This window comes from Neobacillus sp. NPDC097160, from assembly GCF_044762155.1.
In the GTDB taxonomy this organism is placed as follows: Bacteria; Bacillota; Bacilli; order Bacillales; family Cytobacillaceae; genus Neobacillus.
This window is the reverse complement of sequence record NZ_JBIWDU010000031.1, coordinates 34,772-46,737: the sequence shown is the minus strand read 5'-3', so window position 1 is coordinate 46,737 and position 11,966 is coordinate 34,772. Positions and strand designations below refer to the sequence as shown.

The following is an 11,966-nucleotide window of genomic DNA, read 5'->3' as shown; positions in this document are numbered from 1 at the left end:
TAGTTGGGACATGCGTCCCTGTGAGAGTAGGACGTTGCCAGGCAAATGAAAGACAACCTGTATTGGTTGTCTTTTTTGTGTCCAATAAGTGAAAGTGGAAAGTAAAATCAGAAAAGTGGACAGTAAATATCCGAAACTGGAAAGTAAATAGCCAAAACCGGAAAGTAAACTCCTTTCAGACCGAAAGTATATTTAGAATTCCATTAAGGAAAGTATAAAAGGCAAAAAAGTTACTTTTATTCAGGCAAATGCCTGAATTTTTTACGTTCTGCCTTCAAAATTTATGAATCATTACATATTTAGTAGTTATTTACCACAATTCACAGGTTTCACACCCGTGAAATTTGGAGAAAATCAATAGTAGTGAATCGTTGCATCTACATAAAAATTTCAGTATAATTAAAGTCAAATATAGTCAAAGTCAGAAGATGGGGGGTGGGAAGATGAGAAACATCTCCGATATTATTGAAAAATATCTAAAGCAGGTTTTGGAATTGAGTGAAGAGGATCTTGTTGAAATTAAGCGAAGTGAAGTCGCGGATAAATTCCAATGTGTTCCTTCACAAATCAATTATGTTATAAATACTCGTTTTACGATTGAAAGAGGATATGTTGTTGAGAGTAAACGGGGCGGCGGTGGATATATTCGGATTATGAAGGTTCAATCCCACGACTTTGCCCATTTAATCGATCATTTGCTGTCACTATTTCAAACTCGGATTAGTCAAACAAGTGCCGAGGATGTCATTGTCAGGCTTGTCCAAGAGGAGATCATTACAAAACGAGAGGCGAAAATTATGTTAAGTGTCATTGATCGTTCCGTATTATATATTGATCTGCCATTCCGAGATGAATTAAGAGCAAGAATGCTAAAAGCAATGTTAACATCTTTAAAATATAAATAACTAGCGCAGCCGGAGAGGTGAAAATATGATTTGCCAAGAATGCAATCAAAGGCCTGCAGCACTTCATTTTACAAAAATCATTAATGGAGAAAAAACAGAAGTGCATCTTTGTGAGAAATGTGCTCAGGAAAAAGGTGAAATGTTTATCTTTAATGGAGAATCAGGTTTTGCGTTTAATAATCTTTTAGCGGGCTTATTAAATATTGATCCTACTTTTCAAAAGCCAAGCCAAAGCCCGTTCCATCAGGAGGAAATTCTTCAGTGTCAGCATTGTTCCATGACATTTCCACAGTTTTTAAAGATAGGCCGTTTTGGGTGTGCTCATTGCTATGAGGCGTTTAAAGACCAGCTAAAGCCTGTATTAAGGCGGCTTCATAGCGGGAATTGGACACATAACGGGAAAATCCCAAAAAGAATGGGCGGTGGGATTCATCTTCGAAAACAGATTGAAGAGCTGAAAAGTGACTTAAAAGAGTCCATCACCCATGAAGAATTTGAGAGGGCAGCGGAGATTCGCGATGAAATACGTACATTAGAGAAAAAATTAGCCGCAAGCGCTGAGGGAGGGGAATAACGTGTCACTTGAACGTTTTCTAAGGTCTGCCGTTAGCTCCTGGATGAGCGAGGAAGGACCTGATTCAGATATTGTTCTTAGCTCCCGAATCCGTTTGGCGCGAAACATTGAAGACTATAAATTTCCTACTGTTTTTTCACATGAAGAAGCTAAAATGATTATTGTAAATATGGAAGAAATTTTAGGAAAAACCGCTGTGCAAAAATTTGGGCAGATGGAATTATTGAAAATTGAAGAAATGCAGCCCCTCCAGAAAAGAGTATTAGTAGAAAAGCATTTGATTAGCCCAAAGCTAGCTGAAGATTCACCACATGGTGCCGTTCTATTAACCGAAAACGAAGAAGTTAGTATTATGATTAATGAAGAAGATCACATCCGAATTCAATGCTTATTTCCTGGTTTACAATTATCGGAAGCATTGGATGCCGCAAATGAGATAGATGATTGGCTTGAAGGGAATATTCAATATGCCTTTGATGAAAAACACGGCTATTTAACAAGCTGTCCGACCAACGTGGGAACAGGACTCCGTGCTTCCGTTATGATGCATTTGCCAGGGTTAATCTTAACTCAGCAAATTAATCGAATCATTCCGGCTATTCATCAATTAGGGCTTGTCGTAAGAGGGATTTATGGTGAGGGCAGTGAAGCGCTGGGGAATATTTTTCAAATCTCCAATCAAATAACTCTTGGAAAATCGGAAGAGGATATCAGCCGTGATCTAAAGGGGGTCGTGGGCCAGCTAATTTCACAAGAAAGGTCAGCCCGTGAAGCATTACGAAAAACTTCGAACATACAATTAGAAGACAGGGTGTACCGCTCCTTAGGAGTATTATCTAATAGTCGAATTATTGAATCGAAGGAAGCGGCAAGATGTTTATCAGATGTTAGGCTTGGAATTGATATGGGGTTTATCGAAAATATGCCTAAAACAATTTTAAATGAATTAATGATTTTGACCCAGCCGGGTTTCCTTCAGCAATATGCCGGCGGTTCATTACGACCGCATGAAAGGGATATTAGAAGGGCGGCACTCATTAGGGATCGAATAAAAATGGAGAATGGAAAATAGGTGAGGAGGAAGAGAATATGATGTTTGGACGATTTACCGAAAGAGCACAAAAGGTTCTTGCTTTGGCACAAGAGGAAGCGATTCGCCTTGGACACAATAATATTGGAACTGAGCATATTTTGTTAGGGTTAGTTCGTGAAGGTGAAGGAATTGCAGCGAAAGCATTATATGGGCTTGGTTTAGGTTCTGACAAAATCCAAAAAGAAGTGGAAAACTTAATTGGTAAGGGACAAGAAGCTTCTCAAACGATTCACTATACTCCTAGAGCGAAAAAAGTCATTGAATTATCAATGGATGAGGCACGAAAATTAGGACATTCCTATGTTGGAACAGAGCATATTCTCCTTGGTTTAATCCGTGAAGGAGAAGGAGTTGCTGCCCGAGTACTTAATAATCTTGGAGTTAGCTTAAATAAGGCACGCCAGCAGGTACTCCAATTATTAGGCAGCAATGAATCCGGCGGCCATCAGGGCGGGGCATCTGTTAGTGCGAATACTCCAACACTTGATGGACTTGCAAGAGATTTAACGTCTATTGCTAGAGAAGGCAGCCTAGATCCTGTGATTGGACGAAGTAAAGAAATTCAGCGTGTCATTGAGGTGCTGAGTCGTCGGACCAAGAATAACCCTGTATTAATCGGTGAGCCGGGTGTCGGTAAAACGGCCATTGCAGAAGGGCTTGCCCAACAAATTGTGAACAATGAAGTACCTGAGATTCTTCGTGATAAACGGGTAATGACCCTTGATATGGGAACCGTTGTAGCCGGAACAAAATATCGTGGTGAATTTGAGGATCGCTTGAAAAAGGTAATGGATGAGATCAGGCAGGCCGGAAATATCATCTTATTTATTGATGAGCTTCATACATTAATTGGTGCCGGTGGGGCGGAAGGTGCGATCGATGCCTCCAATATTTTAAAACCATCGCTTGCCCGTGGGGAGCTTCAATGTATTGGGGCAACGACTCTTGATGAATATCGTAAATATATTGAAAAAGATGCAGCACTAGAAAGACGGTTTCAACCAATTCGCGTTGACGAACCAACCGCTGAAGAATCTATTCAAATTTTGGAAGGGTTGCGTGACCGCTACGAGGCCCATCACCGTGTTTCCATTACGGATGAAGCCATTAAAGCAGCGGTTAAGCTTTCAGACCGATATATATCAGACCGGTTCCTTCCGGATAAAGCAATTGACTTAATCGATGAAGCGGGGTCAAAGGTACGACTTCGCTCCTATACAACTCCTCCTAATTTAAAAGAATTAGAGGTAAAACTTGAGGAAGTGCGTAAAGAAAAGGATGCGGCCGTCCAAAGCCAAGAATTTGAAAAGGCTGCTTCATTAAGGGATACGGAACAGCGTCTTCGAGAGCAACTGGAAGAAACGAAGAAAACGTGGAAGGAAAAGCAAGGTAAAGAGAACAATGAAGTTACTGTTGAAGATATCGCCAGTGTTGTATCAAGCTGGACCGGTGTTCCTGTCTCCAAGCTTGCTGAAACTGAAACAGCTAAGCTGCTTAATTTGGAAGAAGTGCTTCATTCCCGGATTATCGGCCAGGAAGAAGCCGTCAAGGCGGTTTCAAAGGCGGTTCGCCGGGCAAGAGCAGGGTTAAAAGATCCGAAACGCCCAATTGGTTCCTTTGTCTTCCTTGGACCAACAGGGGTGGGGAAAACAGAATTAGCACGTGCTCTTGCAGAAGCTATGTTTGGTGATGATGATGCGATGATCCGCATTGATATGTCTGAATATATGGAGAAGCACTCCACTTCGAGATTAGTTGGGTCACCTCCAGGATATGTAGGCTATGAGGAAGGCGGACAATTAACGGAAAAAGTCCGTAGAAAACCATATTCTGTCATACTGCTCGACGAAATTGAAAAAGCACATCCAGATGTATTTAATATCCTGCTTCAAGTACTTGAAGATGGCCGCCTAACGGATTCAAAGGGCAGAACAGTTGATTTCCGAAATACTGTTTTGATTATGACATCCAATGTCGGTGCAGAAGCACTAAAACGAAACAAATATGTTGGCTTTAATATTCAGGATGGTGAGCAGGATTACAAAGATATGAAGGGAAAAGTGATGGAGGAATTGAAAAAAGCCTTCCGTCCGGAATTCTTGAATCGTATCGATGAAATCATTGTTTTCCATGCCTTAGAGAGAAAGCATCTTAATGAAATTGTTACTTTGCTGTCAGACCAGTTAATCAAGCGTTTAAAAGAACAAGATATTTCTTTAGAGTTAACAGAAGCCGCAAAAGGGAAAATTTCTCAAGAAGGGTACGACCCTGAATATGGGGCAAGACCATTGAGACGGGCCATACAAAAGCATATTGAAGACCGTCTATCTGAAGAATTATTAAAAGGAACCTTATTAACAGGCCAACATGCTATAATTGATGTGGATAATGGTGAATTCGTTGTAAGAATGGCAGAAAAAACAAGCTTAGTAAAATAACTCTAGGTGCTTAAAAACACAAGAATGAGGTACACGTGAATAAAGTCAACCCGTGTGCCTCTTTTTTCGTTTCTTAAGCAATATAAGGATCTTAATTAGGAAGTGCAAAACAATGGCAAAGAAAACATCGGTCTATGTATGTTCCAGTTGTGGTCATCCACACCCCAAATGGCAAGGATTTTGTAATTCTTGTGGCTCAATGAGTACCCTTGAAGAAGGAAATAATGAAAAACAATCGACTGCAACAAAAGTATCAAAGGGGATTGCCTCAGTTAAAAGACTAACAGAAGCTAAATCGCAAAATAGCGATAGAATTATCACCGATATTGGTGAATTTAATAGAGTAATGGGTGGTGGAATTGTCAAAGACTCCATCACGATTATTACCGCTAAACCAGGTGCAGGAAAGTCCACTCTTCTTTTACAAGTATCCCAAGACCTTGCGGAAAAGGGGTATAAGGTGTTGTATGCTTCGGGAGAAGAGAGCGACAGCCAAATCAAACGAAGAGCTGAGCGGATTTTACCGAATGTAGATAATAATATATTTGTGAATTCTGACACAAGTTTAAATAATGTCCTTGCTTGTATTGAAGAAGTAGATCCCGACTTAATTATAATAGATAGCATTCAGACCTTTGTTCTGGAAGAATACAACTCCCGTCCCGGCTCCCCAACACAGACAATGGAGTGTGCAAATGAGCTTTTAAAAGTGGCTAAAAGCCCCGATAGACCACGTGCGGTGATTATGGTGGGGCAAATGACAAAAGATGACGAACTCGCTGGATTAAGGGCGTTAGAACACTTAGTAGATGCCGTCTTAATCATAGACGGAGAACAAGGTGAAGAACTAAAAGCACTTTCGTCAAGTAAAAATCGTTATGGCAGCACAGGAGAAATGGGATTTTTCGCTATGACTGAGTCTGGAATGGTTGGAATAGATAATCCTTCTGAATTTTTTATGACTCAAAGGGATGGAGCTGTTAGTGGAAGTGCTTTAACTGTCATCAAAGAGGGTACCAGACCCATTATTGTAGAAATAGAAAGTTTGGTCTCACCAACATTTACACCTTATCCATCAAGAGTGGGGGAGTGTATGAGAAAAGACCAAATAAGCACGTTAACTGCTATTCTAGAACAAAGAGCAAGCCTTCAAATGCTCAACCAAAATGTGGTTATTAAGACCACTGGTGGAATTCGATTAAAAGAGCAATCCAGTAATCTTGCAGCGTTGATGAGTATTGTATCATCCTATAAAGATAAAGGCATCCCGAATGATACTGTATTTATTGCCGATATTGGTCTAACTGGCGAATTAAAGAAAGTACCAGCTCTTGAATCCAGAGTAAAGGAATTAGAAAGAATGGGATTTAAGAAAGTGTATGTAGCTAAAAATGCACTAAAAAATCCATCTGTGTTCAAACAAATAAGTGTAATTCCATGTAATACGCTTTCTGAGGTCATTGATAGGGTTTTTAATGCTATGCCATTCTAAAATGGGTGTCTCGACCGCTAGTGAGGCACTGCAAGCAGCGTTGGGAGGGTAACAGATGGAAAATAAAAAGCTTGGTGAACAATCTGTCAGTGATGTTTTACAATTCTTAGCACCTGGGACACCGGTTCGCGAGGGAATCGATAATGTTCTTAGGGCAAATACAGGAGGGCTTATTGTTGTTGGCTATAACGAAAAGGTAAAAAGCATTGTCGATGGCGGCTTTGCAATTAATTGCCCTTTTTCGCCGAGCTTTTTATATGAACTGGCAAAAATGGATGGTGCCATCATCTTAAATGAATTAGGAAACAAAATCCTTTTTGCTAATGCCCAACTTGCACCAAATTCAGAAATACCCTCATCCGAAACAGGGATGAGGCATCGCACGGCTGAGAGAGTAGCCAAACAAACAAAAGCCTTAGTCATAGCCATTTCACAAAGGAGAAATGTGATTACCTTATATCAAGGGAATTTTCGCTATGCATTAAAAGACATTGCTGTCATTTTAACAAAAGCCAATCAAGCCATTCAAACGCTTGAGAAGTATAAGGTCGTGCTCGAGCAAAGCATTACCAATTTAAGTATTTTAGAGTTCGAGGAATCCGTTACATATAACGACTTTTTACTTGTCCTTCATCGTTTTGAAATGGTGTTAAAGATTAAAAATGAACTAGTAACCTTTCTGCATGAACTGGGGACAGAAGGGCGTCTTATTCGCTTGCAAATGAATGAAATTTTAACAGATTTAGAAGAAGAGACAATGCTGATTATGAAAGATTACGCCTTCGAACGGGATATTAAGGCCCGGGATGTCCTGCAGCGAATGCAAGCATTGACGACAAGCGGGACCATTGAGGATATGGTTTTATTAAAATTATTGGGCTATCTTGGCTATGTCCATCTTGATGAAAATAAACGCCCAAGAGGCTATCGGATCCTGCATAAGATTCCGAGACTGCCAACGATAATTATTGAAAATCTCATCAGTTCTTTTGGTGAACTGTCGAAAATTATCTCCGCCACAGTGGAAGAACTGGATGATGTAGAAGGAATTGGCGAAGTTCGTGCGAAAAAAATAAAAGAAGGTTTCAAATTAATAAAAGAGCGGCTATATACAGATCGTCAGCTATAAAAGCATTGAAAAACTTAATTGCCTGTGCTAAAATGGGAAATTTCAATTTGTTTGACACAAATTTTTTCAGATGCTACCCTATGAGGAGTAAGAATTTAACATAACTGATTTATTTCAAATCGTTTACAATTTGGAAAAATAATCACCAAATCAAGGTTTCAATTTTGGGAATATGTTTATAATGAATTAGAGGAGGTGATGGAATGTTAAAACGAATTGTGCAAGCTTGCTTCCTCATTATCGGTGGTACGCTTGGAATACTTTTATTACCGGAATTGTTTAGATTAATTCATTTAAATGACATTCCACTGATTAATAATTCATATGTCACTGCTATTTTAGGTGCTATCATTTTTTATCTTATTACCTTTTGGGCAGTAGATTATGTCTTTAATTTTATTAAATGGTTAGAAGATTCTTTAGTGAAGATTCCTGTAACAGACGTGCTTTTTGGAAGTGTTGGCCTAATTTTTGGCTTAATCGTGGCCTTTTTGATTGGCTTTGCTCTTAATGCCGTCCAAGTACAATTTTTAAATGCGGTGGCTCCCATCTTGCTGACTCTCTTGTTCGGCTATTTAGGCTTCCAGGTAGGTTTTAAAAAGAGGGATGAGCTGTTAGGTCTTTTTGGTAATCGCGGAAACAAGAAAAAGTCTGGGGAAGAGGAATCCGAAAAGTCAGCCGGCAAGGATTTAAAAATATTAGATACCAGCGTCATCATTGATGGGCGTGTGGCGGATATTTGTCAGACGGGATTTTTGGAAGGTACGATTGTTATCCCGCAGTTCGTTCTTGAGGAGCTGCAGCATATCGCTGATTCTTCCGATGTGTTGAAACGAAACCGCGGCCGCAGAGGCTTGGATATATTGAATCGGATTCAAAAGGAACTCGCAATCAAGGTAGAAATTTATGAGGGCGATTTTGAAGAAATTAGCGAAGTAGACTCGAAGCTCGTGAAACTAGCGAAATTAACAAATGGCATCCTCGTAACGAATGATTTCAACTTGAATAAAGTGTGTGAACTGCAGAATGTCACTGTGTTGAACATCAATGATTTGGCAAACGCCGTGAAGCCGGTCGTCCTTCCTGGTGAAGAATTAACCGTTCAAGTGATCAAGGATGGTAAAGAGTATCATCAAGGTGTTGCCTATTTAGATGATGGAACGATGATTGTTGTCGAAGAAGGAAGAGAATATATCGGCAAAAGAATCGAGGTTCTTGTGACGAGTGTTCTTCAGACATCGGCAGGCAGAATGATTTTTGCCAAACCGAAATTGTTAGAAAAAGCGCTGTAGCTGGACATAGATAGAGAGATTGGGGTTTTAATATGACTTACCAAGTCATTCTCCCGGCAGCTGGCCAGGGAAAAAGAATGGGAGCAGGAAGAAACAAGCTTTTGTTAGAACTGAATGGCATCCCTGTACTCATCCATACGTTAAAGGTTTTCGAAGAGGATGAGGCATGCAGCGGTATAATTTTAGCGATTCACCCTCAGGATGAGTCAGAATTTAATGCATTGCTTAAAAAGTATCGTGTGACGAAGGTAATGAATCTCGTGCCAGGCGGGGAAGAACGCCAGCATAGCATTTATAATGCCCTTAAAACTGTAAACACCAATGGAATTATACTCGTTCATGATGCAGCCCGGCCCTTTATTCAAAAGGGACATATCCACCGTTTAACAGAAAAAGCAGAAGTAACTGGTGCTGCTATTATTGGGGTGCCGGCAAAAGACACCATGAAAAAGGTACAAAATGGTGTGGTAATGGCAACTGTCGAACGTTCAAGCTTGTGGGCTGTTCAAACCCCACAAGCTTTTCGTATTTCGTTACTTAGGGAAGCCTATGAAAAGGCAGAGAGGGATCAATTTTTAGGGACGGATGATTCCAGCTTAGTGGAGCGCCTAAACCATCCTGTTGCGATTGTAGAAGGCGACTACGATAATATCAAATTGACAACACCTGAAGATTTATATTTTGCCGAGGCCATCATTAAAAAAAGAGAAGAGGAGTTTTGCTGATGTTTCGAATTGGGCAGGGCTTTGATGTTCACCAATTAACTGAAGGGAGGCCGCTTATTATTGGCGGCATTACAATCCCATATGAAAAAGGACTTTTAGGTCATTCTGATGCCGATGTTTTATTACATACCGTTTCCGATGCTTGTCTTGGCGCGATTGGGGAAGGGGATATCGGCAAACATTTCCCCGATACCGATCCGAATTTTAAGGATGCAGATTCTGCAAAGCTGATGGAGCATGTATGGCAGCTGGTAAAAAACAAGGGATACGAGCTTGTCAATGCTGATTGCACCATCATTGCCCAAAAGCCCAAAATGGCTCCTTATATTGAACAAATGCGTGCGCGGATTGCTGAATTACTAGAGGCAGAAACCGAACAAATTAATGTGAAAGCGACAACGACGGAGAAACTTGGTTTCACCGGCAGAGGAGAAGGCATTGCCTCCCAAGTAGTAGTTTTATTGAAAAAGAAATGATAAAATAATTTAGTGAAAATTTTAAACTTGAAGAAGTGTCTAGCTGCAGCGCCTATGGGCTCGCAGGTCTACAGCCAATCCGTCAAGAAGGTTAAAGAGCAACCTTCTAGCCGGCTCGTCTTATGCCTGTCGCCCCTGGGCAAGGCGCTTTCGCATTTCTAAATGGAGGCATGATCATGTCAAACGATGTTCGTGTAAGGTATGCACCAAGTCCAACTGGACATTTACATATTGGAAATGCCCGTACGGCGTTATTCAACTATTTGTTTGCACGCAGCCAAGGCGGGAAATTTATTATCCGGATTGAAGATACAGATAAGAAGCGGAATATTGCCGGCGGCGAGGAAAGCCAGTTAAAGTATTTAAAATGGCTTGGTATGGATTGGGATGAAAGTGTCGACGTTGGCGGGGAATACGGCCCATACCGTCAATCAGAACGAAATGATCTTTATGAAACCTACTACAATCAATTGCTGGCGAACGGACATGCTTATAAATGCTATTGCACAGAAGCTGAGTTGGAAGCGGAGCGGGAAGCACAAACGGAACAAGGTGAAACTCCTCATTATTCCGGTAAATGCCGCCATTTAACGGATGAAGAGCGCCGTCAACTTGAACAAGAAGGCCGCGAGCCAAGTATTCGTATTGCCGTGCCGGAAGGAAAAACCTATACGTTTGATGATATGGTAAAGGGTACAGTGTCCTTCGAATCAGAAGGCATGGGTGATTGGGTCATCATTAAAAAGGATGGCACACCGACCTATAATTTTGCGGTAGCCATTGATGACCATTTAATGGAGATTTCCCATGTGCTGCGCGGCGATGACCATATTTCTAACACGCCAAAGCAGCTGATGGTCTATGAAGCATTAGGTTGGGAGCCGCCTGTGTTTGGCCATATGACGTTAATTGTCAACGAAAGCCGCAAGAAATTAAGTAAACGGGATGAATCGATTATTCAGTTCATCGAGCAGTATGAGGAAATGGGTTATCTTCCGGAAGCATTATTTAACTTTATTACCTTACTTGGCTGGTCGCCAGCGGGTGAAGAAGAGCTTTACTCAAAGAATGAGTTTATTGAACTCTTCGATGCCAGCCGTCTATCAAAATCACCGGCATTATTTGATAAGCAAAAGCTTACATGGATGAACAACCAATACATGAAAAAGATTGAGGTTGATCGCGTACTTGAGCTTGCGCTTCCACACTTAGTTAAGGCAGGACGTTTAAGCGCAAATCTGACCGATGAAGAGCATCAGTGGGCTCTCGGCCTAGCAGCACTTTTACAGGAAAAAATGAGCTTTGGAGCGGAAATCGTAGAATTATCAGACATGTTCTTTAAAGAGGATGCAGAATACGAAGACGAGGCAAAGGAAATTTTAGCAGGGGAAACAGTTCCAGAGGTATTAAAGGCATTTTCCCATGAGCTTGATCAGCTTGAAGGCTTCCGTGCGGATGGCATTAAGGCCGCAATGAAGGCTGTTCAAAAGTCCACTGGACAAAAGGGGAAAAATCTGTTTATGCCGATTCGTGCGGCAGCAACAGGCCAAACGCATGGTCCGGATCTGCCCCAATCGATTGAACTTCTAGGTAAAAATAAGGTTCAAAAGAGAATTCATAAAATTATTGGTTAACATTATAGGAAAAATGTAATATAGTAAAAGAAAGAAAATTTCATACTTTCTAAAGCGAAGAAGAGGAAAAGTAGAAAAAGGATGCTTGAAAGAGAAAACCATCACCGGCTGAAAGTGGTTTAGGCCTCTCCTGATTTGAAATGCACCTCTGAGCCCCATTTCGAAAAGAGTCAACTCCGAGTAGATATGGGCGGAACCATCCGTTAAC

Annotated in this window: 10 protein-coding genes and 1 other annotated feature (1 of these 11 cut by a window edge); all 10 genes read left to right on the top strand. The window is 40.9% G+C overall.

What is annotated here, in order from left to right:
• Positions 1–443: 443 nt before the first annotated feature.
• The 10 genes from ACIQXV_RS28200 (at position 444) to gltX (ending at position 11,758) form a co-directional block, all read left to right on the top strand.
• Positions 444–905, top strand: coding sequence for a CtsR family transcriptional regulator (locus ACIQXV_RS28200; RefSeq protein ID WP_402965225.1), 462 nt, complete (start codon positions 444–446; stop codon positions 903–905).
• Positions 906–930: 25 nt separating this feature from the next.
• Positions 931–1,479: a protein-arginine kinase activator protein McsA gene (gene mcsA, locus ACIQXV_RS28195; RefSeq protein ID WP_402965223.1), complete on the top strand. Its 549-nt coding sequence runs from the start codon at positions 931–933 to the stop codon at positions 1,477–1,479.
• Between the two features lies 1 nt (position 1,480).
• Positions 1,481–2,551: a protein-arginine kinase McsB gene (mcsB, locus tag ACIQXV_RS28190; RefSeq protein WP_402965220.1), complete on the top strand. Its 1,071-nt coding sequence runs from the start codon at positions 1,481–1,483 to the stop codon at positions 2,549–2,551.
• A gap of 17 nt (positions 2,552–2,568) precedes the next feature.
• Entirely contained in the window at positions 2,569–5,010 is a 2,442-nt protein-coding gene (gene clpC / locus ACIQXV_RS28185; protein ID WP_402965217.1) for an ATP-dependent protease ATP-binding subunit ClpC, read from the top strand.
• 112 nt (positions 5,011–5,122) lie between these two features.
• On the top strand, positions 5,123–6,502 hold the full coding sequence (radA, locus tag ACIQXV_RS28180; RefSeq protein WP_402965215.1) for a DNA repair protein RadA: 1,380 nt from the start codon (positions 5,123–5,125) through the stop codon (positions 6,500–6,502).
• A gap of 55 nt (positions 6,503–6,557) precedes the next feature.
• Positions 6,558–7,631 (top strand): DNA integrity scanning diadenylate cyclase DisA, encoded by a 1,074-nt coding sequence (gene disA, locus ACIQXV_RS28175; protein WP_402965212.1) that lies wholly within the window; start codon positions 6,558–6,560, stop codon positions 7,629–7,631.
• Between the two features lie 203 nt (positions 7,632–7,834).
• A complete protein-coding gene (locus ACIQXV_RS28170) occupies positions 7,835–8,923 on the top strand; it encodes a PIN/TRAM domain-containing protein (RefSeq protein ID WP_402965210.1) in 1,089 nt (362 codons plus the stop codon).
• Between the two features lie 32 nt (positions 8,924–8,955).
• Positions 8,956–9,648, top strand: coding sequence for a 2-C-methyl-D-erythritol 4-phosphate cytidylyltransferase (gene ispD / locus ACIQXV_RS28165; RefSeq protein ID WP_402965207.1), 693 nt, complete (start codon positions 8,956–8,958; stop codon positions 9,646–9,648).
• Positions 9,648–10,124, top strand: coding sequence for a 2-C-methyl-D-erythritol 2,4-cyclodiphosphate synthase (ispF, locus tag ACIQXV_RS28160; RefSeq protein WP_402965204.1), 477 nt, complete (start codon positions 9,648–9,650; stop codon positions 10,122–10,124). The genes ispD and ispF overlap by 1 nt, the downstream gene beginning before the upstream one ends.
• 176 nt (positions 10,125–10,300) lie before the next feature.
• Positions 10,301–11,758 (top strand): glutamate--tRNA ligase, encoded by a 1,458-nt coding sequence (gene gltX / locus ACIQXV_RS28155; RefSeq protein ID WP_402965202.1) that lies wholly within the window; start codon positions 10,301–10,303, stop codon positions 11,756–11,758.
• A 48-nt stretch (positions 11,759–11,806) separates the two neighbouring features.
• Positions 11,807–11,966 (top strand) — a binding site (T-box leader); it runs 106 nt beyond the window's last position.